The following is a 23,454-nucleotide window of genomic DNA, read 5'->3' as shown; positions in this document are numbered from 1 at the left end:
CGGAGGGCATTCCGGCGCCCCCGGGCGGGTGGCGGGGTGGCGGGGGTCAGGCCCGGCGGAAGGTGAGGGTCTCCCCCAGGGCGCCGGCCCGCCACAGGTCCTGGCAGGCGTCGGCCATCCGGTCCAGGCCGTCGACGACCGAGCCCCAGACGATGCCCGGCACCCAGCCCGCGTCACCGTTGATCAGCAGGTTGTTGCGCTCGTAGAAGAGCGCGAGGTCGACGACGGTGGCGCGGCCGCGGTGCTTGGCCGCGCTCTCGTAGCCGTAGGAGGCGGTGCCCAACTGGGTGTCGCTGAAGGTGAAGTAGCACAGGTCGCCGGGGATCGGGGTGATCGTCGGGTTCTCCAGCGGCGGCTCCTCGGGCGCGAACGGCGGGACCAGCGCGTAGATCTCGTTGCGGGCGTACTTGGCGTGGTAGACGTCGCCGCCGAGCGGGAGGGCGTCCCAGACGGCTGCGCACGTGAGCGGGGCGCGATCGTCGAGCAACTTGGCCGTGCAGCTGACGCCGCGCTTGTCCAGGGAGACTTCGATGAAGCGATCGGTCATATCCCGAGCGTAGGGGGCATTACCGGCGTACGGAACATCTCCCGTGCCGGTGTGAAGGGCTGGAAACCATCGGCATAGGTGTGAACGGTTCGGGTAGCCGCGCGCCCATGGCTCCACCACAGAGCACGACCTCAGACAATCTGATATCTCAGCCTCCGCTAAGACATCACACCCAGGGACACGACATCACCGGACAACGGACCAGTGGCATCCGTCGCCGGTCGCTGCTCGCGGGGGTAGCGGCGCTCGGTGCAGCGGGTGCGATGGGCGCGGCGAGCGGCTGCAGCCGGGTGCCGACCACGAACGCGACGGGCGGCGGCGAGTTGCTGGGCCGGCTGCGCAAGAAGGGCTCGGTCACCCTGGGCCTGGCCGGGGAGCAGCCGTACGGCTACATCGGCACCGACGGCAAGATGACCGGTTCGGCGCCCACCATCGCCCGGGTGATCTTCAAGCGGCTCGGCGTCCCGCGCGTCGAGCCCTTCCCGACCGACTTCGGTTCGCTGATCGTCGGGCTGAACTCCCAACAGTTCGACGTGGTCGCGGCCGGGATGTACATCAACCCCGACCGCTGCGCGCAGGTCATCTTCGCCGATCCCGAGTACCAGATGCTGGACGCCTTCATCGTCCGCAAGGGCAATCCGCTGAAGCTGCTCACCTACAAGGACATCGCCCGGACCGGGGCGCGGATGGCCACCGGCGTCGGCTACGCCGAGATCGACTACGCCAAAGAGGCCGGGGTCACCAAAATCACCACGCTGCCCGACCAGTTGGCGGGTCTGCTGGCGGTCGAGCAGGGGCGGGTGGACGTCTTCGTCGGGACCGCGGTGACGGTGCGCAACGTGGTGAAGCAGTCGCGGACCACCAAGGCGGAGGCGACACCCGAGGTCACCCCGTACGTGAAGGGCAAGCCGGTGATCGACGTCGGCGGCTTCGCGTTCCGCACCCCGGAGACCAACCTGCGGGACGCGTTCAACCGGGAACTCCACAAGATGAAGCGGTCCGGGGAACTCCTGGACCTCATGCGGCCCTTCGGCTTCACCGCGCAGCAGATGACGAAGATCACCGCCAAGGAGAAGTGCCGGCCATGAGCGACATCACCTGGGGTCTGTGGGAACTCCTCCTCAAAGGCGTCTGGATCACCGTCCAGCTGACCGTCTACAGCGCGGCCCTGGCCGCCGTCGTGGCCTTCGGGATCGGCCTCGCGCGCACCCACCCGCGGTGGATCGTGCGGTTCCTGTCCGGGGCCTACTTCGAGGTCTTCCGCGGAACCTCCGCGCTGATCTTGATGTTCTGGATGTTCTTCGTGCTGCCGATGGGATTCGGCTGGCAGTTGGCCCCGATGTGGGCCGCGGTGCTCACGCTGGGCCTGACCTACGGCGCTTACGGTTCCGAGGTCGTCCGCGGCGCGATCGCCGCGGTGCCGGCGGGCCAGCGCGAGGCCGGCATCGCGCTGAGCTTCTCGCCCGCCCAGCAGTTGCGGAAGGTCGTCCTGCCGCAGGCGTGGCCGGGCATGGTCCCGCCGTTCAACAACCTGCTGATCGAGCTCCTCAAGGGCACCGCGTTGGTGTCGATCCTGGGCGTCGGCGACATCGCGTTCGGCGCCTCCCTGGTGCGCAACGCCACCGCGCAGAGCGCCCCCGTCTACACGATCATCCTGGTGATGTACTTCGTCCTGGCGTTCGCCCTGACCCGCGGGATGCGGGCGGTGGAGCGGCACGCCAAGGCGGGCGTCGGGCAGGCGCCGGCCAAGCGGTCGCGGCTGCGGTCCGCCACCGGCCCGGCGGTCACCGGTACCGCCGCTCGCGCGGAAGGTGAGGCCCGATGACGTTCGACTGGTCCGCGATCGGCGCCTTCCTGCCGATGTTCTGGAAGGGCGTGCTGGTCACCCTGCAGGCCCTGGCCCTGGGTTCCCTGATCGCCTTCGCACTCGGCCTGGTCTGGGCGCTGGCCCAGCGCTCGTCCTTGAAGGTGGTGCGCTGGCCGGTGACCGTGGTCACCGAGTTCGTGCGTAACACCCCGCTGCTGGTGCAGCTGTTCTTCCTCTTCTACGTGATGCCCGAGTGGGGGCTGACGCTCAGCGCCCTGGCCACCGGCGTGATCGGGCTGGGCCTGCACTACTCGACGTACACCGCCGAGGTCTACCGCGCCGGCATCGACGGCGTCCCGGCCGGCCAGTGGGAGGCGGCCGTCGCGCTCAGCCTGTCGCGCCGCCGCACCTGGACCGCGGTGATCCTGCCGCAGGCGATCCGCCGGGTGGCCCCCGCCCTTGGCAACTACGTGATCGCGATGCTCAAGGACTCGCCGATGCTCTTCGCCATCGGCGTGCTGGAGATGCTGGGCGAGGCCCGGCAGTTCTCGTCGCAGACCTTCCAGACCATCGAGCCGTACACGCTCGTCGGGGTCGCCTTCATCGCCATCGCCTACCCCGCTTCCCTTCTCCTGCGAGCCCTGGAGCGCCGCCTTGTCCGCTGAGCACAGCACCCCGAACACCCCGCCCACCGTCGGCGACGGCGTGAACTCCGGGGAGACCGAACTGATCCACTTCGACAAGGTCACCAAGCGGTTCGGGACGCACACCGTCCTCGACGCGCTCGACATGAAGGTCTTCGCCGGCAAGCACGTCACCCTGATCGGCCCGTCCGGCTCCGGCAAGACCACGATCCTGCGGCTGATGATGACGCTGCTGAAGCCCGACGAGGGCACCATCAAGCTGGGCGACCGGTACCTGACCCACGAGGAGAAGGGCGGCAAGCTCGTCCCGGCGAGCGACCGCTACAGCCGGGAGATCCGCAAGAACATCGGCATGGTCTTCCAGCAGTTCAACCTGTTCCCCAACATGAAGGTGCTGCGGAACATCACCGAGGCCCCGGTGCACGTCCTCGGACTGGACAAGGACGCGGCGGAGGAGCGCGCCCGCGAGCTGCTCGAACTCGTCGGCCTCACCGCCCACCTCGACAAGTACCCGACGCAGCTCTCCGGCGGTCAGCAGCAGCGGGTCGCCATCGCCCGGGCCCTGGCCATGCGCCCGCAGGTCCTGCTGCTGGACGAGGTGACCTCGGCCCTCGACCCGGAGTTGGTGGCCGGCGTCCTGGACCTGCTGCGGGACATCGCGCACTCCACGGACATCACCATGCTCTGCGTGACGCACGAGATGAACTTCGCCCGGGACATCTCCGACTGCGTGATGATGTTCGACGCCGGGCGGGTCATCGAGTTCGGCCCGCCGGAGCAGATCTTCACGGAGCCGGAGAACGAACGGACCCGGGAGTTCCTGAGCGCGGTGCTGTAGGCGGCGCGACGGGCGGCGCCCCACGAGGGCGCCGCCACGGGGCGTGCGGGAGTGCACCGCGTGGTGCGTGCTCCGGCGCGCCCCGTCCGCCGTCCCCTTCCCGGGCATTCAGGGGCCGTTCCCCGGCGCACCGGGAGTTTTGAGACATCCGCGTCCCCTGCGTCGGACGTGACGGATGAGGCGTACGCATCCCTGGCGGAAATGAGCGCACCAGGCGGAACGGTGAGGCGCCCGAGCCTCAGGCGAAAACCCGACGCTCCGTCAACTTTGCACGTCACCACCGGCCGTCAACCCCGGCCGTCAGCGGACCGTGCACGCCGCCCCGGCCCGCCGTTGTCGCCGGTCCGCGCCGGATCCCCCGTTCCGTTCATGACGAGGGCATATGCCAGAGTGCAGGGCGCCTGCACAGACGCGTGAACCGACCCGGTTTTCAGTCAAGACCCCCTCCATCCGGGCCCGTTGACCGCTATCGTGATACGAGCCCGTTGTCCGGAAGCGGCCCGCGTACCCCGCGGTCGCGGCCGAAAACGACGATCACGACGCAAGCGGTACCAACCTGCTAGGGGGACACCGTGGCGCTGAAGCCCGAGCCGACCGCGCCGTTCCATTCGGTGCAGTACGCCCTCCGCGTGCTCGAAACGATCTCCCGGCACGCCGATGGCGTGACGGACGCGCAGATCGCCCGCGAGTCCGGACTGCCGGCAGCCCACCTCACCCAGCTGCTGTCGATGCTGCGCCGGGAAGGCTACGCGCAGCAGCTCGCCGACGGCGCGTACGTCGTCGGCGAGTCGCTGCTCCTGCTCGGCTCAGGCGCCGACCGCAGCCGTGCCCTGTGCGACAAGTTGCAGCGCACGCTGGACCAGCTCCGCGATTCGGTCGGGGCGGCGGTCTACATCAGCCGGTACATCGACGGCGAGGTCAAGATCCTCCACTACGCCGACGGCCCACTGGCGCCCAAGGTCAACGAGTGGGCCGAGTTCCGCCGCACGGCGCACGCCAGCGCGGTCGGCAAGTGTCTGCTGGCCCAGCTCGACCACGACGGCCGGATGGACCACCTCTCGCGCCACAAGACCGCCCGGCTCACCTCCCGGACGATCACCAACGAGAAGGTGCTGTTCCACAAGCTGGACAGCCAGCCGCCGACCGTCCCCGTCCTGGACCTCCAGGAGTACGCGGTGGGCACGGTCTGCGCCGCGGTGCCGATCACCGCCGGCAAGACGGTCGGCTGCCTGGCCCTGTCCATGCCGCTGGAGCACGCCCACCGGCTGCGGCAGGCCGCCGACACCCTCAACCGCAAGGCCGCGCCGGTCCTGCTGTCGCTGGCGATCTGAGGTCGGCGCGGTCCCGGTGCGGGCCGTGCCGGGGCTGATCGCACCGGTGGTCATGAGCACCCGTCTCGACCAGGTAGTATTTCTTTTGTCAGCGCGCGCCGCTAGCTCAGTTGGTTAGAGCAGCTGACTCTTAATCAGCGGGTCCGGGGTTCGAGTCCCTGGCGGCGCACGTACGAAGTGGGCGCCCTCGGTTTACCGGGGGCGCCCACTTCTTTTGCGTTCCGGACCGCGGCCGGCCGGCGCCGGGCCGGGCCTCAGCAGTCGATTTCAGCGATCGACTTCAGCGGTCGAGGAGGTGCTCCCGGCCCTGCTCGCGGTACTGCGCCAGGAGAGCGGCACGGTCATCGTCCGTGAAGCGGCGGTACCTCGCCGAGGGGGCCGGGGCCGAGGCGGTGGGAGCGGGACGGTCGGCCGGCCGCTGATCGGCCGGGGCGATCGGCCGCCACCAGACCGCATCCGGGCAGCGGAAGCCGGCCCGTCGGAGGGCGACCCGGTGCACCTTGTGGGTCGCGGTGACCGGCAACGCGGCGACGGTCCGCACGAAGCGGGGCGCCATCTTCGTGCCGAGGTCGGGCTGGGCGGCGAGGAAGGCGGCGAAGTCGTCCGCGTCGAAGGCCGTGCCGTCGGGGAGCACGAGGGCCGCCATGACCTGGTCGCCGGCGACCGGGTCGGGCACGGCGTAGACGGCGACGCCGAGGGCCGGGGCGTAGCGGGCGAGGATGTTCTCGATCATCGCGGCGGCCAGGTTCTCGCTGTCGACCCGCAGCCGGTCGTGCGCCCGCCCGGCGAAGTGGAAGAACCCGGCCGGGTCGCGGAAGAACAGGTCGCCGGTCCAGTACCAGCCCGCTCCGACGCCGTCCGGCGACCGGCCCCGGGTGCGGGCGGCGGTGGCCTCCGGGTTGCGCCAATAGCCCTCGAAGGCGCTGCGCCCGCGGTTGACCAACTCCCCTATCGCCTCGTCCCCGTTGAGCAGCCGGCCCGCCCGGTCGAGGCGGGCGTGCGGCAGCTCCTCGCCGGTCTCCGGGTCGACGACGGCGAGGTCGTCGCCGGGGGCGGGCCGGCCGAGGGCGCCGGGCGGGGTGTCCGGGGTGCGCTGCAACGCGGCGCCGCCCTCGGAGGATCCGTACCCCTCGACGAGGCGGACGCCGAACCGGGCGGTGAAGCGGGCGGCGTCGACGGCGCCCGCCTCGGTCCCGAATCCGGTGCGCAGCGCGTGGTCGCGGTCGTCGGGGGCCGGCGGGGTGGCGAGGAGGTACTGCACGGCCCGGCCGACGTAGGTGAAGTAGGTGGCGCCGTAGTGGCGCACGTCGGGGAGGAAGGCGGAGGCGGAGAAGCGGCGGCGCAGGGCGACGGCCGCGCCGCCGGCGAGCGCCGGGGCCCAGCCGGCGATCACGGCGTTGCCGTGGAACATCGGCATGCACAGGTAATGGACGTCCGACCTGCGCACGTCGAAGTGACCCACCAGGGATCGGCCGGCGGCGGCCAGCCTGCCCTGGCTGCACAGGGCGGCCTTCGGCGCGCCGGTGGAACCGGAGGTGAAGTAGAGGAGCATGCGGGTGGTGGGGTCGGGGGTCCGGCGCGGGCCGGGCCCCGTGCGGAGCGCGGAACCGGTGACGTCGTCCGGTCGGGCGCCCTCGTAGGGGGCGAGCAGCTCCTGGTAGGCGGGGTCGTCGACGATCAGGACGCGTTCGGGCGGCAGGGGCAGGTCGAGGCCGGCGAGCAGCGGGAGGTGCGCCCGCTCGGTGATCAGCAGCGCGCAGTCGGTGTGGGTGATGTCGCGGGCCAGCTCCGGGCCGCGGCGGGTGGGGTTGATGCCGGCGACGGCGGCCCCGGCGAGCGCCGCCGCGCCGAGCCACAGCGGGAACTCGGGGACGTTGTCGAGCAGCACCGCGACGTGCGGCTCCGCGCGGGGCGGCAGCAGGTCGCCGAGCAACGCCGCCCGGGCGGCGGCCGCTCCGGCGACCTGGTGGTGGGTGAGCACCGTCTGCTGGTGCTTCAGGGCGGTGCGGTGGTCCCCCCACTGTGCCTGGACGAGCTCGGCGACGGTGCGGGGAGCGGGCGAGGTGCGCGCGTGGGCGTCGCGGGCGCGCGGGCTGTCGCTGCGGGAGCTGTCGGCCACCATGGCGGCGGAGCCTAGCTGACATAGCGTCAGATTTGGAGGGGTGGGGAATGCCGTGCGGCGACCCGTCACCCCCTGGTCCACTCGCGCCCCGTCGGGAGACCAAACCGTGGTGTGACGCCGCCAACTCCGCTCTTCCGTAGCGTTCTTGCACAGAGAGGCAGTGGCGGTCGTCACATGAGGGCCGCAGGCGGATACCGGGGTGGCGAGGGCCTCCCCGGAGGAGGACGGGGAGGCCCGATGAAGACACCACATCTGCCGCCGGTCACGGGGCGCCGGGGCGGTACCGAGGTCAGGACAGGTCGACGTCCGAGCAGGCATAGAACGCGTTGCCCGTGTCAGCGATGTTCCATACGCCCAGGATGATGTGGCGCCCGGACTTGAGGGTGGGGACGGTGCCCTGGTGCTGCACCGTCGACCCCGGCTGCGCGCCGCCCATCGGCACCGTCATGAACGGCTCGGGTTCGAGGTCGGCGCGGGTGAGCGGCTTGCTGGGGTCGTAGCCGTCCTTGGTGATGAAGTACTCGAAGTCGGTCGTGGCGTGTCGGGCGGTCAGCCGCCAGGTGAAGGTGTAGCCCTGCCCCGCGGAGAGCTTGGTCCCGGGCCACTTGCCGCCGCGCGGGTCGTCCAGCTCGCCGAAGCCGTCGTGCCCGCCGGAACAGATCTTGCCGTCGGCCGGCCCGGCGGCCGGGAAGCCCTTGGGCCCCTCGACGCTCTGGGGTTCGTACTGGATGGCGCCGCAGTCCTTGACGGTGCCGTTGGCGCAGAGCGCCTGGCGGCTGGGGGGTGCGTCGCTGTAGCCGTGACTGGAGGCGCTGCCCGTCGCGAGGACGGAGGCCCCGACGATACCGAGGCCGATCACGGCGGCACTGAGCTTCTTGCGCATGCTTCGCTCCTGAAGAACGTGGGGGGCGAGGGGAGTTCCGCGAGTCGAGTGCAGTGCGGTGCTTGTGGTCCAGACCAACTGGCAGACTAGTGAGGGGAATTGAACATGTCTAGACCATGAAGCGATCATGTCCGTTCACCGTCCGCTCGCCCACCGCGGGTGCGGCAGGGGCATCGGGGACGGCAGTGGCATCGGGGCGGCTGTAACGACGGCCAGGGCGCTCCTCGGCTCCTGCCGGTCGCCTCTTCGGGCGTGCGGGGTTCTCGGGCACGGCGCCTGCGCCATCCCGGCGGGTGTCAGTGGTCCGTGCGAGGGTGACGGACATGGATACGACACCCGATGGCCGCCCCGTCCCGCCCCCGCACGCCGGGGAGCGCGAAAACCTCGTGGGCTGGCTGGACTTCCACCGCGCCACGCTGGAACTGAAGTGCGCGGGCCTCGATGACCGCCAGCTGCGACTGGCCCCGGTGGCGCCGTCCGCGATGACGCTCCTGGGGCTGGTCCAGCACCTGACGGAGGTCGAACGGAACTGGTTCCGGCGGGTGTTCGCCGGTCAGGACGTACCGCCGGTGTACGCGGGGGCTTCGGGCGACGGGTTCGCGCTCGCACCGGACCGCGGGGTCGACGAGGTCCTGGAGCGCTGGCGCGCGGAGGTCGCGCGGAGCCGGGAGCTGATCGCCGGCTCGGCACTGGAGGAGTCCGGCACGCTCTCGGAGGCGGAGGCCGGACACGTCGGCGATCGGGGCGTCTCGTTGCGCTGGATCCTGGCCCACATGATCGAGGAGTACGCACGCCACAACGGTCACGCGGACCTCATCCGAGAGTGCATCGACGGCACGACGGGCGCCTGAATCGCCCCGGGACACAACTGAACCGGTGGGCGCTGCGGGGCCGGTGGGCGCTGCGGGGCCGGTTCGCACCGCGGGGTGGGCAGGTCCTGCCCGGCCGGCCCGGGCCGCTCGCCGGTGCCCGCACTCCGCTCGGTGCGGCTCGTCGGCGCGGCGCTCCGCTCGGCATCACTCGTCGCGCGGCGCTCCGCGCGGCGCCGGGCGTCGGTGCGGTCGAGCCGCCTGGTACCGCTCGCTGTCAGAGCCGAGGCGCTGGTGGCGTTGGGTGGCGCGGGTCAGTGCAGCCGCTGCGCGCCGGTGTCGGTCGTCGATGCCGATCGTCGGTGCCGTCACGCGGCTTCCGGGAACGGGCCCGGGGTGGGGGCGGCGGCGGCGTGGACGAGGGCGGTGTAGGTGCGGCGGAGGGCGATGAGCGACTCCTGGGCCTCGCGGTAGACGGCGGCGTCGGGGCCGCCACGGTGGGCGAGGGTGCGGACGGGGGCGCAGTGCCGGTCCATGGCGCTGAGCCAGGCACGGTGTTGGGCCGGGAGGTGGCGGCGCAGGTGTTGGCGGCGGCCCTCGCCGAGGCGGCGACCGCCGATGCCCAGGACGGCGTCGGCGGCCTGGAGGACGGGCGGTTCCAGGGCGCCCTGTTCGGCGAGCGCGCCGAGCACCGCGCGCTGCTGGTCGGTGGCCGGGGCCGCCGCCAGTTCGGCCGCCTCGGAGTGCAGCTGGGCGCGCAGCGCGTGCTGGATGCGGACCAGGCGGCGCAGCGCCATCGGGGTGGACGAGTCGTCGGGGGCGCGGCCGGCCAGGGTGTCGGCGAGGCGGAAGAGCCAGATGCCGTGCGCCTCCAGCCGGGTCGCGGCGAGCATCAGCCGGTCGAGGCGGCTGAGCGGCTGGCCCTCCGGGGCCCAGCGCACGATCGGGACCAGCTGTTCGGTGCGGGCGAGTTGGTCGATGGGGATGTGCCGGCGCGGTTTGCGTTCCGGGGCCCAGTTGTGGAGCGCGAGGGTGGGCAGGGCGACGAACTGGTCGTGGTCGATGCGGTGTGCGATGGCCGCCCAGAGTTCCAGGAACGCCTCGTTGGCGACCTCGCGGGCGGCCGGCGCCTGCGGGTCGAGGGCGCTCCAGCCGCAGGACACCGCGATGACCGCGACGCGCATGGCGGCGGCCTCCGCGTTGCGCGGCGAAAGGCGGGAGACGCGCTGCCGCAGGGCGGTCAACTCGTCCGCGCGATGGGCGCGTTCGACGACGGCGAGGGCGCTGGCGCGATCGGGGGCGACGGCCGCTTCGCGGGCCATGGCGTCCAGCCGGGTCCAGGTGCCGATCATGGAGCGCACGGGGGGCCGCTCCGGGAGGAAGCCGTGGGCGCACGGGTCGTGCGGGGCGGGGGCCCCGGAGGCGTCGCCGTCGGCGGATGCGGCGTCGGCCGCCCCGGCCGGTCCGGCGGTGGCGACGGCGGGCCCGCCCTGCGCCGGGATGCGGACGGCGGGATCGGCGCCGGTCCGGGCGGGCGGGATGCGGTGGGCGGCGGGACGGCCGCCCGCACCGCCCGCGGTCGCGTCCCGCGGGTCGGCGGTCGCCGTGGTGCCGGGGGCGCTCGCTTCCGTGGTGGCCCGCGCGCGTATGGCGAGGCGGGCGTCGGGCGTCGTCGTCATGGGAGTGGGAGTCATCAGCACTTCCCCGCTAGCAGGCGGGCCAGGTGGGCGTCCATATCGAGATAGCGGTCCTCGTGGCCGGGCGGGACGATGGCCGCGGTCTGCTCCAGCCAGGCGGTGAGCTCCGTGGCGCGCACCGTCAGCTCGCAGACGTTGTCGTCGGTGGCGAGTTCGACGTGGATGCGGTGGGACGCGCCGGCCCGGCGGTCCGGCCACACCCGCACGTCCCCCTGCCCGACCTCGCCGCAGACGCCGCCGAGCAGCAGTTCGCGGGCGAACAGCCAGGTGGCGACGGTCTCGCCGCGGCTGAGGAACGCGACCTCGACCTCGTAGGGGCGGTCACTGCGGTAGCTGAACCGGCCGGCCACCGGAACGGCTTCGTCCGGCCCGAGGAGCAGCTGCATCTCAAGGGTGCGCTTGGCTGTCGACACCACGACGATCAACCTTTCCAAAGAGGGGCGAGTCCCGGGGCCCCGGTTCGGGGCTCGCGTCCTAGCAGACGTCGGCTCGCGGGATGGGGTTGCAGGTGAGGGCGGAGTAGTGATGGACGCCATGATCCGCGGAGGAAGTGTGCGCGGGCGTGGGGGCCGGGTGACCGGGCCGGACGGAGGGTGCCGGGGGCTGCGTGCACCGGGACCGTCATCCCCGTTCACCTCCGGCGCGGCTGCTCGTGCGGGTCCGCGCGCCCCGGCGTCGGCCCCGCCGCGCCCCGGCGCTGGCCCCACCCTCTCAACGGCCGGGAGATACCGCATGTTGACGGGGCAACTGATGCATTACGGCTTGAACTCGATCTTCACAGAACCCTTCGGGCGCCTCGGTAGGCGAAGGTCCCGAGGCGCCGGGACTTTGGCCCCGGGCCGAAAGGGTCCCCCGTGAGATACGGGGCGGATGGGGCAGCTGGGACGGAGCGCGGTCGGTGAGCGGGGGCGTTGTCGGGGGTGGGTGGCTGCACGGCGGGACGGGTGCGGGGGTGGCGGGGATCACAGGGGGTGGAGGCGTGGGCGGCGCGTTCCTGGGTACGGACCACCCCCGGAGTTCGTGTAGAGTTTTCTTCGTCAGCGCGCGCCGCTAGCTCAGTTGGTTAGAGCAGCTGACTCTTAATCAGCGGGTCCGGGGTTCGAGTCCCTGGCGGCGCACGTAGGACTGAGGCCCCTCGCAGTTGCGAGGGGCCTCAGTCGTGTTGTCCCGCGGTGCCGTGGGACGACGGGGCCCGACGGTTCGGCGCGGACGTGCGGGCCTGGTGCGACGGGTCGGCCGGGGCTCGGCCGACGGCGGCGGCGTCACCGGTCACGGGGAACCGCGCCGGACCGCCGCCCGGCGGCCCGGGGCCCCCGCCGCAGAGCCAGCAGATCAGCAGCAGCACCACCCCGACCAGGCCCGCCAGGAGGCGGGACGCCGGGGCGGCGGGGTGCGGAGGCGTCGGCTCCGCACGCTCGGCCGGCCGCGGGACCCTCGCCCGGGCGATGCGGGTTCCGCCGTGGGGGCGTCGGCCGGGCCGGCCGGCTGTTTCCGCGCCGCCCCGCGGGGCGGTCGGATCCGCGCCGTCCCGCGGAGGGGTCAGGTGCGCGGCGTCCGGGCGGGCCGGACGGTTCTCGGTGTCCCGTGGTGTGGTGGCGTCACTGTTCGTCGGCACTGTCGCCCCCCTGGCGTTCGCGGCGGAGCCGGAGCCTGAGGCGGAGCAGCTGGCCGGCGATGACCAGGATCGCGCCGCCCGCCAGGACCAGGGCGACGGCCGAGGTGCTGCTCAGTTCCCGGTGGGCGGTGACGCGGTGGGGTGCGAGGTGGATCCGGGCGGCCAGGACGGGCGCGGCGTCGCCGGGCGCCGTCGCGACCGGGGCGGTGGCACGGGCCGGGGCGATGGCACGAGCCGGGTCGGTGGCGGTTTCGGTGGAGTGCGGGCCGGTGGGCGCAGGGCGGTGCGGGCCGTGGGCGGCCGGGGCGGTGACGACGGCGATCTGGGGGGTGCGTGCGCCGCGTCCTGCTTCGGCGTACGCGGGTGCCGTCGTCACCGCACACGCCGCGACCGCGGCACAGAGTGCGAGCTGCGGTGAGCGCATGGTGTACCTCCGGATACTCCGAAGGTCCGTCGGCGCGCCGCCGGGCGCATCCGGGGCGGGGCCGGACTGCGCCGTTCAGGTGGAGGGAGGCCGGTGCGGCCCGGGGACGGCGGGCGTGCGGCCGGCCCCGGGGCGCAGGTCAGACCAGGTCAACCAGGTCCGCGATCGAGTCGACGACGCGGGAGGGGCGGAACGGGTGGCGTTCGATGTCCTCGGGGCGGGTCAGGCCGGTGAGGACGAGGAAGGTCTCCATGCCCGCCTCCAGGCCGGCGACCACGTCGGTGTCCATCCGGTCGCCGATCATCGCGGAGGACTCGGAGTGGGCGCCGATGGCGTTGAGCGCGTGGCGCATCATCAGCGGGTTGGGCTTGCCGACGAAGTACGGCTCGACGCCGGTGGCCTTGGTGATCAGCGCGGCCACCGACCCGGTCGCGGGCAGCGCGCCCTGCGGCGAGGGGCCGGTCTCGTCGGGGTTGGTGGCGATGAAGCGGGCGCCGGCGTCGATCAGCCGGATGGCCTTGGTGAGGGCCTCGAAGCTGTAGGTGCGGGTCTCGCCGAGGACGACGTAGTCGGGGGCGTGGTCGGTGAGGACGTAGCCGATGTCGTGCAGCGCGGTGGTGAGGCCGGCCTCGCCGATGACGTAGGCGGTGCCGCCGGGGCGCTGGTCGTCGAGGAACTGGGCGGTGGCCAGCGCGGAGGTCCAGATGGACTCCCAGGGGACGTCCAGGCCGATGCGGTTGAGGCGGGCGTGCAGGTCGCGCGGGGTGTAGATGGAGTTGTTGGTCAGGACGAGGAAGGGCTTGCCCGATTCGCGGAGTCGCTTGATGAAGGCGTCCGCGCCGGGGACCGGGACGCCCTCGTGCATGAGGACACCGTCCATGTCGGTGAGCCAGGACTCGATCGGCTTGCGCTCTGCCACTGCCACTCCTGTCGTGCGGGTTGACCAGGCTGGCCGAACGGCCAGGGCGCCGGCCGGCCCGAACGGGCGGCCGACGGCCCCAGCCTAAGTCAGCCGGGGCCCGCGGGCCCCGGTCAGTGGTGGTCAGCTTCCGGTCGCGGTCTTCCAGGCGTCGATGTAGGTGTCGAGGTTCTTGTCGATGTCGTTCCAGTCGGGCTGGAAGACGTCGACGCCCTTCATGATCTTGGCGAGGGCCACGGCGTTGGGGTCGGTGGCCTTGACGTCCCGGCGGGCGGAGAAGCCGCCGCCGACGGCCGAGACCTCCTCCTGGACCGGCTTGCTGAGCAGGTAGTCGAGGAACTTCCGGGCGTTGGCGGCGTGCGGGGCGTTCTTGACCAGGCCGGCGGCGTACGGCAGGGCGAAGGTGGCGGGGCGGGCGCCGGGCTTGGCGGCGGGGAAGAAGATGCCCTGGTTGGGCATGGACTTCATGTTGGCGTAGTTCATCTGCACGTCGCCGTTGGCGACGAGGAGTTCGCCCTTGTCGGTCTTGGGGGCGAGCTGGCCGGTGGAGGAGGACGGGCCGACGTTGTTGGCCTGGAGCTTCTTGAGGAAGTCCATGGCCGGGCCCTGGCCGCCGAAGTCGTGCAGGGCCTTGATCAGCACGGCGGTGCCGTCGCCGGCGACGCCGGGGGTGGAGTACTGGAGCTTGCCGGCGAAGCGGTGGTCGGTGAGGTCCTGCCAGGTGGCGGGGGGCTGCTGGAGTTCCTTCTTGTTGTAGATGAAGCAGAAGTAGTTGTTGACGATGGAGACCCACTTGCCGTTGGGGTCCTGGTCGGCGGCGGCGACGTGTTCGGCGCCGCGGGGACGGTAGATGTCCAGCAGGCCCTTGCCGTCGGCCTGTTGGATGAACGGCGGCAGGGTGACGAGCACGTCCGCCTTGGTGTTGGTGCGTTCCCGGGCCAGGCGCTGGACGGCGGCGCCGGAGCCGGACTCGACGTAGTTGACCTTGATGCCGGTCTGCTTCTCGAAGTCCTTGAAGACCTTGTCGTAGAAGCCGTCGCCCTGTTCGCTCTTGAGGCCGTCGGCGCTGTAGACGGTGATCTCCTTGGCGTTGGGGTCGGCGGCCGAGGATCCGCAGGCGGTGACGGAGGCGGCCAGGACGAGGACGGCGGCGCCGGCGGTCAGGGGGCGGTGCAGGCGGCTGGGCATGGTGGGTGCTCCTGGGGAACGGTCGGGGCGACGGGGAGGCGGGGGGTGGCGTGGGGGTCAGCGGTGGGCGGCCCGGGTGCGGATGCGGGAGACGCCGAGCAGGACGAGGAGGGTGGCGGCCATCAGGGCCACCGCGAGGGCGGCGCCGGTGAAGAGGGCGCCGCGGTCGGTGGCGGCGAAGATCTGCACCGGCAGCGGCATCCAGTCCGGCGGGTAGAGCATCATCGTGGCGCTCAACTCGCCCATGGACAGGGCGAAGCACAGGCCCGCGGCCGCGGTCAGCGACGGCAGGAGCAGGGGGAGCTTGACCCGCCACAGGACGTAGCCGGGGCGGGCGCCGAGGCCGGCGGCGCTCTGTTCGTAGGCCGGGTCGAGGCGGGCCAGTGCGGCCGTCACCGACTGGTAGGCGAAGGCGGTGACCAGCACGGTGTGGGCGATGATCACGATCTGCGGGGTGCCGTTGAGGAGGAACGGCGGCTGGGAGAAGGCCACGAGGAGGGCGAGGCCGACGACGACGGAGGGGACGGCGACCGGCAGCAGGAAGAGGGCGTCCAGCACCCGTCGGGAACGCCGGCCGAGCTTCTCGGCGGCCAGCGCGGCCCAGGTGCCGGCGGTCAGCGCGGCGAGGCTGGCTGCGAGGGCGGTGAGGACGCTGGTGGTCAGGGCGGTGAGCGCGTCGCCCGTGGCGATGTCCCGATAGTGCGTCAGGGTCAGGCCGGAGGGCAGGGCGCCGCTCCAGCCGCCGGCGAACGACGCGGCGACGACCACCAGCAGCGGGAGGGCGAAGACCGGGACGAAGAGGAGGAAGAACACCGCCCAGACGACCCGGCGGGCGGCTGCGCTATGCACGAGCACGGTCGGCACCTCCTGCGGTGAGGGCGGCGGGGACGGCGGGGACGGGGGACACAGAAGGGACAGCGGGGACAGTGGAGGCAGCCGGAATCGCGGAGGCCGCCTCGGCCCGGCCGACGGTGGCGGTGGCGGCCGGCTCGGTGTCGGCCGCGTCGGCTGCGTCGGTGGAGGCCCGGGGGCGCTTGCGGCGCCCGGGGGTGCCGCCCGTGCGGGCCGTCACCGCCCGGTAGAGGGCGTACAGGGCGACCGACAGGACGATGTTGACGACGGCGACGACGCAGGCCCCGGTGTAGTCGCCGTCCAGGATCGCCTTGGTGTAGACGAGCACCGGCAGGGTGACGACGTTCTTGGCGCCGGTGAACAGCACGATCCCGAACTCGTTCAGGCACATCACCAGGACCAGGGCACCGCCGGCGGCGAGCGAGGGCAGCGCCTCGGGCAGGATCACCGTCCGCACGATCCGCCACGGCCGGGCGCCCAGCGAGCCCGCGACCTCCAACTGTGCGGTCTCCACCTGCGAGAACGCCGCGAGCAGCGGGCGCATCACGAACGGGGTGAAGTAGGTGACCTCGGCCAGCAGGACGCCCCAGGGGGTGTGCAGGAAGTCCAGTGGCCCGTTGGCGGCGCCGGTGAGGTCCGTCCACAGGCCGTTGGCGATGCCGACGGTGCCGTAGAGGAACAGCAGGGCGAGGGTGATCAGGAAGGAGGGGAAGGCCAGGAAGATGTCGATGAAGCGGGCCAGCGCCTTGCCGCCGGGGAACGGGACGAAGGCGATGACCAGGGAGAGCAGCAGGCCGAGGAGGAGCGCGCCGAGGGTCGCGCCGACCGCGATCAGCACGGTGTGCGTGAGCGCGTCCCGGAAGGAGGTGGTGGCCAGCACCGCGGTGTACGGGGCGGTGGACGGCCCGCCGCCGTTCTCCGGGGTGAAGGACTGGCGGACCACCAGGGCGAGCGGGTAGAGGAACACCACCGCGAGGGCGGCGACCGGCGGCAGGGCCCACAGGGCGGCGGCCCGGCCGGGGCGGCGGGCGGCGCGCGGCCGGGTCCCGTCGGGCGCGGTGCGGTCAGGCATGGTGCGCCCCTCCGCCCGCCGCGACCGCCGGGTGGTCGGCCGGGTGGTCGGCCGCGGCTGCGGTCGGGGTTCCGGTCGGGCCCGCCGCCTCGATGCCCGCGGGGATGAGGACCGCGTCCTCGGGGGCGAAGTGCAGGGTGAGCTCGGTGCCGAGCGGCGGGGTCTCGCGCAGTTCCCGCAGGTCGGCGAGGACGCGGTGGCCGTCGACCGTGAGGTACAGCCGGTGGGTGGCGCCGCGCCACTGGACCTCGGTGACGGTGCCGCGCAGGGTGTTGCCGTGCGGGTCGGGGCCGGGGCCGGTGGCGAGCCGGTGCGGGCGGACACACAGCGTGGCGGTGGCGCCCGGGGTGGCGTCGCCGGTGGCGACGGCCAACGGCCGGCCGGCGAACTCCACGCCGCCCGCGCCGCGCACGGTCACCGGCAGGAGGTTCGCGGTCCCGACGAACGACGCGGTGAACGCGGTGCGCGGGCTGCGGTAGAGCTCCTGCGGGGTGCCGCACTCGCGCAGCCGGGCCGACTCCAGGACGGCGATCCGGTCGGCGAGGGTCAGCGCCTCCACCTGGTCGTGGGTGACGTAGAGGATCGAGACGTCCGGCAACTCCCGGTGCAGTCGGGCGAGTTCGGTGAGCATGCCGGAGCGGAGCTGGGCGTCGAGCGCGGACAGCGGCTCGTCCAGCAGCAGCACGCCGGGGCGGATGGCGAGCGCCCGGGCGATGGCGACCCGCTGCTGCTGACCGCCGGACAGCTCGCGGGGGTGCCGGTCGGCGTAGGCCGCCATGCCGACCAGCTCCAGGGCTTCGGCGACCCGGCCGGGGATCTCGGCGCGCGGGACCTTCTGCGCCTTGAGGCCGAAGGCGACGTTCTCGGCGACCTTCATGTGCGGGAAGAGCGCGTACTGCTGGACGACCATGCCGATGCCGCGCTTGTAGGGCGGCAGGGCGGTCACGTCCCGGCCGCCGATCAGGACCCGCCCGGAGACCGGCCGGACGAATCCGGCGACCGCCCGCAGTGCGGTGGTCTTGCCGGAGCCGGACGGGCCGAGCAGGGCCATCACCTCGCCCGGTGCGACGGTGAGGTCGAGGGAGTCCAGCACGACGTGCTCGCCGTGCCGGCCGTGCGCGACGGTGACGTGGTCGAAGCGGATGCCGGAGGCCGGCGGTGCGGACGGCGCGGCGGGTCGGGCGGGGGCCGCGGCGGAGGGGGCGGGCATCTCACACCACTCCCAGCAGGGCGGGCAGTTCGGCGACCGAGCCGAGGACGTGGGTGGCGCCGGCCGCCGAGAGCTGCGGGGCGTCGTGGGCTCCGGTGAGCACCCCGGCGACCACCGCGGCGCCGCTGCGGCGGCCGGCGGTCATGTCGTACGAGGTGTCGCCGGCCACCGCGATCTGTGCGACGTCGTCGGCGGCGCCGGTGCGCAGCAGGGCGGCCAGCACCATGTCGGGGTAGGGGCGGCCGCGGCCGCCGGCGTCGGCCGGGCAGAGGGTGAGCCGGACCAGGTCGCGCCAGCCGAGGGCGTCGAGGATGGCGTCCTGGGTGACCCGGGCGAATCCGGTGGTGAGGACCACGGTGCGCCCGGCGTCCTGGAGGGCCTCGATGGCGGCGCGGGCGCCGGGCACGGGCGCGATCCGGCCGTCGTCGACGAGGGCGCCGTAGGCCGTCTCGAAGGCGTGGTTGGCGCGCTGGGCGGCGTCCTCGGTGGCCTCGGGGTCGCCGTCCGGGGCGGCGAACAGGTGCCGGAAGACGGAGATCTTGGATTCGCCCATGGTGGCGCGGACGTAGGCGAGGTGCTCGGCGTGCCGGGGGCTGCCCGGCTCGACGCCCATGTGTCGGGCGGCGGTGTCGAAGGCCCGCTCGACCAGGCCGTCGTCGGCGACGGTGGTGCCGGCCATGTCGAGGACGACCAGGCGGACGTCCTCGGGGCGGTCGGGGTGTACGGGGTGCGTGGTCGGGTTCGTCAACGGGCTCACCATCCCAGTTCGTTCGCGGTGGTTTCGGCGATGGCCGGGGAGCAGGTCATGCCGCGGCCGCCGGGTCCGGTGACCAACCAGACGCCGTCGCGGACCTGCTGGCGGTGGACGACCCGGCTGGTGTCGGTGCACTGGGCGTAGACGCCGGCCCAGCGGTGGCGGATGCGGGGCAGCGGGCGGCCCAGGATCGTCTCGACGACGCCGGTGAGGTGCTCGTAGGGCTCCTCGACGGTGTCGAAGGCGAACGGCGTCTCGTACTCGTGGGTGTCGCCGATGGTCAGGCCGCCGTCGGCGCGCTGGACCATCAGCAGCTGCATCTTGTGGGCGGCGGCGGTCGGGGTCTGCGCCTGGCCGGCGTCGAGGGCGTCCAGGGCGTCGCCGCGGTAGGCCGGGTAGTAGCGGAAGCTGTCGGCGTCGGCGACGGAGGTGGTCAGCGCTTCGCCGAGCGGGTCGGTCTGCATCATCTGCAGGCGCACCCGGCGCACCGGCAGGTCGGGGACGAGTTCCCGGACCAGGCCGCCGAGCCAGGCGCCGGTGCACAGCACCACCGCGTCGCCGTGGTGGGTGGTGCCGTGGTCGTCGCGGACCGCGCGCTCGCCGACCACGTCCCGGACCTCGCGGTTGCCGAGGTAGGCGTACCGCCCGGACGCCAACAGGGCTTCTTTCAGGGCGCGTTGGGCGACGCGGGGCTCCACGGCGGCGTCCCGTTCGCACCACAGGGCGCCGGTGAAGTCGCCGCGCAGGGCCGGGTTGAGGGCGCGGGCCCGGTCGGCGTCGAGGAGCCGGTAGCCGCGGGCGGCGGCGTCCGGTCGGCGGGTGGCGGCCTCGGCGACCGCGCGTTCGGCGTCGTTGCGGACGACGGTCAGCGAGCCGATGGCCCTGAAGCCGATGCCGGGGACCCGGGCGCCGATGCCCTCCCAGAGTTCGCGGGCGCGCAGCGCGGTGTCCAGTTCCTCGCCGCCGGCGCGGCCGCTGACCCAGATCTGCCCGAAGTTGCGGACCGAGGCGCCGCGGGCTTCGGCCTCCCGCTCGATGTGGAGGACCTCGTGGCCCCGTTCTATGGCGTGCCAGGCGTGCAGGGTTCCCAGCACGCCGGCTCCGACGACTATGACTCGCATGCCCCAGACGGTCGCTGCGGCGGGTGGCCCGTGGGGGACGGTTCGGCGACGGGCCGGTTAACACGGCTTCAAACTTGGCCTAGACCCGTTATTGTTCCGTTATCGGAGTGGCCGATGGACGCCGCGCGGCGGACCGCGTCAGGACTCCCGGCCGCCGCCCAGGTGGGTGGTGAACGAGAACCGGTCGCCCCGGTAGAGCGAGCGCACCCGTTCCAGCGGGCGGCCCCCGGTGTCCCGGGAGAGCCGGTGGATCAGCAGCATCGGCAGGGCGCCGGGCGTCCCGATCAGCAGCGCCTCGCGCGGGGTGGCCAGGACCGTCTCCAGCCGTTCGTCGGCGTCCCCGAAGTCGATGCCGAGCCGCTCGTGGAGGTAGGCGTAGAAGGACGAGTCGGGCTCGAAGTCGGTGGCCAGGTCGGGGACCCGGGAGACCGCGACGTAGGTGCTCTCCAGGCCGACCCGTTCGTCGTCGGCGAGCAGCACCCGCTCCATGTGCCACACCGCGTCGCCCGCGGCGAGGCCCAGGTCCTCGGCGAGCGCGGGCGGACTGGCGAAGCGGTCGAGCGAGACGAGGTGCCGCCCGGGCGCGCGGCCCTGGCGGCGGACGCCCTCGGTGTAGCTGGCGAGCGAGAGCGGCTGCGCCATCTTCGGCCCGGCGACCACCGTGCTCCGCCCCGACCTGCGCAGCCGCCCCTCCAGCACCAGTTCCCGCAGGGCCTGGCGCAGCGTCTCCCGGGAGACCTCGAAGCGCAGGGCCAGTTCGCGTTCGGCGGGCAGGGGTTCACCCTCGCCCAACTCCGCGAGCAGGGCGGCGATGTCGACCTTCGCCGCGTAGTACTTGGGGATGCGTCCGTGCTCGGGGATGCCGGACCGGACGGGTGCGCCAGGATCCTGGCCGTACGGGAAATCCACCCGGCGATCTTCGCACCCGCGGCGGCCCCGAGGCGCCGGCGCCCGGTCGAACCGGCCGTCCGCCCACGCCTCCCGGCCGGCCCCGGACGCCCCGCCTCAGCGGAACAGCGCGGTCAGCACCAGTTCCGCGGCGCCGTCCGCGACGGTGCGGGCGCCGCCCCGGGCCAGGGCCACCGGCACCGCGGACCCGGCACCCGGCCGGCCGCGCAGGGCCGCGTGGTCGGCGAGGACCCGGGCCACGCCGTCCCGGAACCACTCGGGGTGCGCGAGCACGGTGCGGCCCCCGAGCAGCACCCGGTCGACGTCGAGGAGTTCGACGAGGTTGGCCGCGGCCACACCCAGCACCCGGGCCGCCGCCGCCAGGTCACCGCGGGCCACCGCCGCCAGGCAGAGCGCCTCGACGCAGCCGCGCCGCCCGCAGTCGCAGCGCGGCCCGTCCAACTGCACGACCTGGTGGCCGAACTCGCCGGCACCGGTGTGCGGTCCGCGGTAGAGGCCGCCGTCGAGGACCAGCCCGGCGCCGAGCCCGGTCCCCAGGTGGAGGTAGGCGAACGAGGCCCCGCCGGCCTCGGCCGGGGCACGACGGAGGCCGAGGGCCGCCGCGTTGGTGTCCTTGTCCAGCACCACCGGCAGGCCGAGGGCCTCGGCGAGCGCGTCCCGCAACGGGAAGCCGTCCCACCGCGGGGCGCCGGTGACCTGGCGCAGCACCCCCGTCGCGTGATCCAGCGGGCCCGGGCAGGCCACGCCCGCGCCGAGCACCGGCGGCCCGCCCGCCGCGTCCCGCAGCGCCGCGACCTCGCGGGCCGCGGCGGCCAGCACCGTCCCCGCACCGGCCCCGAAGTCCAGGGGCGCGCGGCGGACGGCGACCGGCCGGCCGGTGAGGTCGGCCAGGACGCAGGTGAGCTCGTCGCGGTCGAGGTGGACGCCGACGGCGTGCCGGGCGCCGGGGACCAGCCGCAGCACGGTGCGCGGTTTGCCGCCGGTGGAGGCCCGGCGGCCCGCCTCGGCGGCCAGCCCGTCGGCCCGCAACCGGGCAGTGATCTTGCTGACCGCCTGCGGGGTGAGCCCGGTCCGCCCGGCCAGCTCCAGGCGACTGACGCCCTCCTCCCCCGCCGCGCGCAGCAGGCCCAGCACGAGGGCGGTGTTGTGCCCGCGCAGGGCGAGGAGGTTGGCGCCGGGGACGGCGGCGTCCGGGCGGGTGCCGAGATCCGGAAGGGCGGGGTCGTGGTCGCTGCTCACCCCTCCATTCTCCGCGCTGCTTGCACTTTGGCAACAGCGTTGCGAAAGTGGACGGCATGAGCGATCCCGAAGCAGTCACCGCCCCCCGCCGCGTCGGCCTGATCGGCTACGGCCTGGCGGGATCGGTCTTCCACGCCCCGCTGATCGCCGCCACCGACGGGCTGCTGCTCGACACCGTCTCCACCCGCAGCCCCCAACGGCAGGCGCAGGCCCGCGCCGAACACCCCCAGGTCCGCACCGTGGCCACCGCCGAGGAGGTACTGGACCGGGCCACCGCCGGCGCACTCGACCTGATCGTGGTGGCCTCCCCGAACAAAACGCACGTCCCCCTCGCCACCGCCGCACTCGAAGCCGGCGTCGCGGTCGTGGTCGACAAACCGCTGGCCGCCACCGCCGCCGAGGCCGAGGCGCTCGCCGCACTCGCCGACCACCGCGGACTACTGCTCTCGGTCTTCCAGAACCGCCGCTGGGACAACGACTTCCGCACCGTGCGACAACTGGTCGCGGACGGCGCACTGGGCGAGGTACAGCGCTTCGAGTCCCGCTTCGAACGCTGGCGACCGCAACCCAAGGGCGGCTGGCGCGAGTCCGGCGACCCGATCGAACTGGGCGGACTCCTCTACGACCTGGGCAGCCACCTCGTCGACCAGGCACTGACCCTCTTCGGCCCGGCGATCTCGGTCTACGCCGAGTCCGACATCCGCCGCCCGGGCGCCGAGGCCGACGACGACACCTTCTTCGCCCTCACCCACGCCGGCGGCGTCCGCTCCCACCTGTGGGTGAGCGCCACCACCGCCCAACTCGGGCCACGCTTCAGAGTGCTGGGCAGCCGGGCAGGCTACGTGAAGTACGGCCTGGACCCACAGGAAGCCGCACTGCGCGCCGGCCTGCGGCCGGGCACCGAGGGCGACGCCTGGGGCGTGGAACCCGCGTCCCACTGGGGCCGACTCGGCGCCGAAGGAGACGCCCCCGCGCCCGGCACCGAGTCGCCGGGGACCCCATCACCCGGCGCCGGGCAGCCGGTACCGACCCTGCCGGGGGCCTACCCGGCCTACTACACGGCGGTGGCGCGAGCCCTGCGCGACGGCGGGGCACCCCCGGTGAGCGCCACCGAGGCAGCCGCGACGCTCCGCGTCCTCGAAGCGGCGCGACGCTCCGCGACGGAGGGGCGGACGGTGTCGCTCTAACGATCCTGGTGGGCTTCCCACGTTGTCGGCTGTCCCGCCGTGGGGGTTGTTGTCTTTGCGCCTGCGGCGCGTTGCCGCTGCGCGGGGCGTTGTCCGCTGCGCGGGGGCTTCGTCGTACGTCGTCGGCCGTCCCGCCGTGGGGCGTCTCGCCGTTGCGCCTGGCGGCGCGGGCGTTGTCCGCTGCGCGGGGCTTGTGGGTGCGGTGCCGGGTTGGCGGGTGGTGGGGTGCCCGGACAGCGGGCCGGTAAGGGCGGGCCCCCCAACAGCACCCCACCCCGGCCCGGCC

At 73.5% G+C, this 23,454-nt stretch carries 22 protein-coding genes, 2 tRNA genes and 1 pseudogene; 9 read left to right on the top strand and 16 right to left on the bottom strand.

Going from position 1 to position 23,454, the window contains the following annotated elements:
• Window positions 1-46: 46 nt before the first annotated feature.
• Complete coding sequence (locus ACLJT4_RS31945; protein ID WP_016573444.1) at window positions 47-547, bottom strand: DUF3830 family protein; 501 nt, start codon at window positions 545-547, stop codon at window positions 47-49.
• Window positions 548-810: 263 nt separating this feature from the next.
• Here ACLJT4_RS31945 and ehuB point away from each other — a divergent pair, with 263 nt between their 5' ends.
• From ehuB to ACLJT4_RS31915, 6 genes are all read left to right on the top strand, one after another.
• Window positions 811-1,635 (top strand): ectoine/hydroxyectoine ABC transporter substrate-binding protein EhuB, encoded by an 825-nt coding sequence (ehuB, locus tag ACLJT4_RS31940; RefSeq protein ID WP_411127631.1) that lies wholly within the window; start codon window positions 811-813, stop codon window positions 1,633-1,635.
• Window positions 1,632-2,372, top strand: a complete 741-nt coding sequence (gene ehuC, locus ACLJT4_RS31935; protein WP_020963671.1) for an ectoine/hydroxyectoine ABC transporter permease subunit EhuC — start codon at window positions 1,632-1,634, stop codon at window positions 2,370-2,372. Before ehuB ends, ehuC begins: the two co-directional genes overlap by 4 nt.
• Entirely contained in the window at window positions 2,369-3,019 is a 651-nt protein-coding gene (ehuD, locus tag ACLJT4_RS31930) for an ectoine/hydroxyectoine ABC transporter permease subunit EhuD (protein ID WP_411127629.1), read from the top strand. The genes ehuC and ehuD overlap by 4 nt, the downstream gene beginning before the upstream one ends.
• Window positions 3,009-3,836: an ectoine/hydroxyectoine ABC transporter ATP-binding protein EhuA gene (ehuA, locus tag ACLJT4_RS31925; RefSeq protein WP_411127627.1), complete on the top strand. Its 828-nt coding sequence runs from the start codon at window positions 3,009-3,011 to the stop codon at window positions 3,834-3,836. Before ehuD ends, ehuA begins: the two co-directional genes overlap by 11 nt.
• A gap of 572 nt (window positions 3,837-4,408) precedes the next feature.
• Window positions 4,409-5,167, top strand: coding sequence for an IclR family transcriptional regulator (locus ACLJT4_RS31920; RefSeq protein ID WP_055583808.1), 759 nt, complete (start codon window positions 4,409-4,411; stop codon window positions 5,165-5,167).
• A gap of 95 nt (window positions 5,168-5,262) precedes the next feature.
• Window positions 5,263-5,336 (top strand) — tRNA-Lys (locus ACLJT4_RS31915).
• A 111-nt stretch (window positions 5,337-5,447) separates the two neighbouring features.
• Here ACLJT4_RS31915 and ACLJT4_RS31910 read toward each other — a convergent pair.
• On the bottom strand, window positions 5,448-7,289 hold the full coding sequence (locus ACLJT4_RS31910; RefSeq protein WP_411127625.1) for an AMP-binding protein: 1,842 nt from the start codon (window positions 7,287-7,289) through the stop codon (window positions 5,448-5,450).
• A 289-nt stretch (window positions 7,290-7,578) separates the two neighbouring features.
• Complete coding sequence (locus tag ACLJT4_RS31905) at window positions 7,579-8,172, bottom strand: lytic polysaccharide monooxygenase (RefSeq protein ID WP_016575434.1); 594 nt, start codon at window positions 8,170-8,172, stop codon at window positions 7,579-7,581.
• Window positions 8,173-8,495: 323 nt separating this feature from the next.
• On the opposite strand from ACLJT4_RS31905, the gene ACLJT4_RS31900 reads away from it, so the two are divergent.
• Window positions 8,496-9,023 carry a DinB family protein gene (locus ACLJT4_RS31900; RefSeq protein ID WP_411127623.1) on the top strand — a complete coding sequence of 176 codons (528 nt, stop codon included), beginning with the start codon at window positions 8,496-8,498 and terminating at the stop codon, window positions 9,021-9,023.
• 326 nt (window positions 9,024-9,349) lie between these two features.
• Here the strand turns inward: ACLJT4_RS31900 and ACLJT4_RS31895 are convergent, their stop codons facing one another.
• Window positions 9,350-10,675, bottom strand: a complete 1,326-nt coding sequence (locus ACLJT4_RS31895; protein WP_411127621.1) for a hypothetical protein — start codon at window positions 10,673-10,675, stop codon at window positions 9,350-9,352.
• The gene (locus ACLJT4_RS31890) at window positions 10,675-11,094 is read right to left on the bottom strand and encodes an SsgA family sporulation/cell division regulator (RefSeq protein ID WP_037637176.1); all 420 of its coding nucleotides are present in this window, start codon (window positions 11,092-11,094) and stop codon (window positions 10,675-10,677) included. The genes ACLJT4_RS31895 and ACLJT4_RS31890 overlap by 1 nt, the downstream gene beginning before the upstream one ends.
• A gap of 628 nt (window positions 11,095-11,722) precedes the next feature.
• Between ACLJT4_RS31890 and ACLJT4_RS31885 the strand changes: the two genes are divergently transcribed.
• Window positions 11,723-11,796 (top strand) — tRNA-Lys (locus ACLJT4_RS31885).
• 35 nt (window positions 11,797-11,831) lie between these two features.
• Here the strand turns inward: ACLJT4_RS31885 and ACLJT4_RS31880 are convergent.
• The 11 genes and pseudogenes from ACLJT4_RS31880 to ACLJT4_RS31830 form a co-directional block, all read right to left on the bottom strand.
• Window positions 11,832-12,293 (bottom strand): hypothetical protein, encoded by a 462-nt coding sequence (locus tag ACLJT4_RS31880; protein ID WP_411127619.1) that lies wholly within the window; start codon window positions 12,291-12,293, stop codon window positions 11,832-11,834.
• Window positions 12,277-12,717: a hypothetical protein gene (locus ACLJT4_RS31875; protein WP_411127617.1), complete on the bottom strand. Its 441-nt coding sequence runs from the start codon at window positions 12,715-12,717 to the stop codon at window positions 12,277-12,279. Before ACLJT4_RS31875 ends, ACLJT4_RS31880 begins: the two co-directional genes overlap by 17 nt.
• A gap of 139 nt (window positions 12,718-12,856) precedes the next feature.
• Window positions 12,857-13,636 (bottom strand): HAD-IIA family hydrolase, encoded by a 780-nt coding sequence (locus ACLJT4_RS31870; RefSeq protein ID WP_020931251.1) that lies wholly within the window; start codon window positions 13,634-13,636, stop codon window positions 12,857-12,859.
• Between the two features lie 123 nt (window positions 13,637-13,759).
• A complete protein-coding gene (locus ACLJT4_RS31865; protein WP_411127614.1) occupies window positions 13,760-14,824 on the bottom strand; it encodes a 2-aminoethylphosphonate ABC transporter substrate-binding protein in 1,065 nt (354 codons plus the stop codon).
• A gap of 57 nt (window positions 14,825-14,881) precedes the next feature.
• Complete coding sequence (locus ACLJT4_RS31860; RefSeq protein WP_411127612.1) at window positions 14,882-15,679, bottom strand: ABC transporter permease; 798 nt, start codon at window positions 15,677-15,679, stop codon at window positions 14,882-14,884.
• Between the two features lie 199 nt (window positions 15,680-15,878).
• Window positions 15,879-16,748 (bottom strand): annotated as a pseudogene (locus tag ACLJT4_RS31855) (2-aminoethylphosphonate ABC transporter permease subunit); the annotation flags it as partial.
• The gene (locus ACLJT4_RS31850; protein WP_411127610.1) at window positions 16,741-17,958 is read right to left on the bottom strand and encodes an ABC transporter ATP-binding protein; all 1,218 of its coding nucleotides are present in this window, start codon (window positions 17,956-17,958) and stop codon (window positions 16,741-16,743) included. The gene ACLJT4_RS31850 and the pseudogene ACLJT4_RS31855, both read right to left, overlap by 8 nt.
• A 1-nt stretch (window position 17,959) precedes the next feature.
• Window positions 17,960-18,718, bottom strand: coding sequence for a phosphonatase-like hydrolase (locus ACLJT4_RS31845; RefSeq protein ID WP_411127608.1), 759 nt, complete (start codon window positions 18,716-18,718; stop codon window positions 17,960-17,962).
• Complete coding sequence (locus ACLJT4_RS31840; RefSeq protein ID WP_411127606.1) at window positions 18,712-19,833, bottom strand: TIGR03364 family FAD-dependent oxidoreductase; 1,122 nt, start codon at window positions 19,831-19,833, stop codon at window positions 18,712-18,714. The genes ACLJT4_RS31845 and ACLJT4_RS31840 overlap by 7 nt, the downstream gene beginning before the upstream one ends.
• A gap of 138 nt (window positions 19,834-19,971) precedes the next feature.
• On the bottom strand, window positions 19,972-20,742 hold the full coding sequence (locus ACLJT4_RS31835; RefSeq protein WP_411127604.1) for a GntR family transcriptional regulator: 771 nt from the start codon (window positions 20,740-20,742) through the stop codon (window positions 19,972-19,974).
• Window positions 20,743-20,838: 96 nt separating this feature from the next.
• The gene (locus tag ACLJT4_RS31830; protein ID WP_411127602.1) at window positions 20,839-21,981 is read right to left on the bottom strand and encodes an ROK family protein; all 1,143 of its coding nucleotides are present in this window, start codon (window positions 21,979-21,981) and stop codon (window positions 20,839-20,841) included.
• Window positions 21,982-22,037: 56 nt separating this feature from the next.
• Here ACLJT4_RS31830 and ACLJT4_RS31825 point away from each other — a divergent pair, with 56 nt between their 5' ends.
• Window positions 22,038-23,168 carry a Gfo/Idh/MocA family oxidoreductase gene (locus ACLJT4_RS31825; protein WP_411127600.1) on the top strand — a complete coding sequence of 377 codons (1,131 nt, stop codon included), beginning with the start codon at window positions 22,038-22,040 and terminating at the stop codon, window positions 23,166-23,168.
• Window positions 23,169-23,454: the final 286 nt, after the last annotated feature.

It is taken from the genome of Streptomyces sp. x-19 (assembly GCF_046549115.1).
In the GTDB taxonomy this organism is placed as follows: domain Bacteria; phylum Actinomycetota; class Actinomycetes; order Streptomycetales; family Streptomycetaceae; genus Streptomyces; species Streptomyces albulus_C.
This window is presented reverse-complemented; position numbering and strand designations above follow the sequence as displayed.

What these genes read in the sequence shown, in the direction of transcription:
- ACLJT4_RS31865 (WP_411127614.1), bottom strand. Translation starts at nt 14,824, where the DNA reads ATGCCCAGCCGCCTGCACCGCCCCCTGACCGCCGGCGCCGCCGTCCTC.
- ehuD (WP_411127629.1), top strand. Translation starts at nt 2,369, where the DNA reads ATGACGTTCGACTGGTCCGCGATCGGCGCCTTCCTGCCGATGTTCTGG.
- ACLJT4_RS31945 (WP_016573444.1), bottom strand. Translation starts at nt 547, where the DNA reads ATGACCGATCGCTTCATCGAAGTCTCCCTGGACAAGCGCGGCGTCAGC.
- ACLJT4_RS31905 (WP_016575434.1), bottom strand. Translation starts at nt 8,172, where the DNA reads ATGCGCAAGAAGCTCAGTGCCGCCGTGATCGGCCTCGGTATCGTCGGG.
- ACLJT4_RS31845 (WP_411127608.1), bottom strand. Translation starts at nt 18,718, where the DNA reads ATGGTGAGCCCGTTGACGAACCCGACCACGCACCCCGTACACCCCGAC.
- ACLJT4_RS31895 (WP_411127621.1), bottom strand. Translation starts at nt 10,675, where the DNA reads ATGACTCCCACTCCCATGACGACGACGCCCGACGCCCGCCTCGCCATA.
- ACLJT4_RS31840 (WP_411127606.1), bottom strand. Translation starts at nt 19,833, where the DNA reads ATGCGAGTCATAGTCGTCGGAGCCGGCGTGCTGGGAACCCTGCACGCC.
- ACLJT4_RS31910 (WP_411127625.1), bottom strand. Translation starts at nt 7,289, where the DNA reads ATGGTGGCCGACAGCTCCCGCAGCGACAGCCCGCGCGCCCGCGACGCC.
- ACLJT4_RS31900 (WP_411127623.1), top strand. Translation starts at nt 8,496, where the DNA reads ATGGATACGACACCCGATGGCCGCCCCGTCCCGCCCCCGCACGCCGGG.
- ACLJT4_RS31850 (WP_411127610.1), bottom strand. Translation starts at nt 17,958, where the DNA reads ATGCCCGCCCCCTCCGCCGCGGCCCCCGCCCGACCCGCCGCGCCGTCC.
- ACLJT4_RS31825 (WP_411127600.1), top strand. Translation starts at nt 22,038, where the DNA reads ATGAGCGATCCCGAAGCAGTCACCGCCCCCCGCCGCGTCGGCCTGATC.
- ehuC (WP_020963671.1), top strand. Translation starts at nt 1,632, where the DNA reads ATGAGCGACATCACCTGGGGTCTGTGGGAACTCCTCCTCAAAGGCGTC.
- ehuB (WP_411127631.1), top strand. Translation starts at nt 811, where the DNA reads ATGGGCGCGGCGAGCGGCTGCAGCCGGGTGCCGACCACGAACGCGACG.
- ACLJT4_RS31875 (WP_411127617.1), bottom strand. Translation starts at nt 12,717, where the DNA reads ATGCGCTCACCGCAGCTCGCACTCTGTGCCGCGGTCGCGGCGTGTGCG.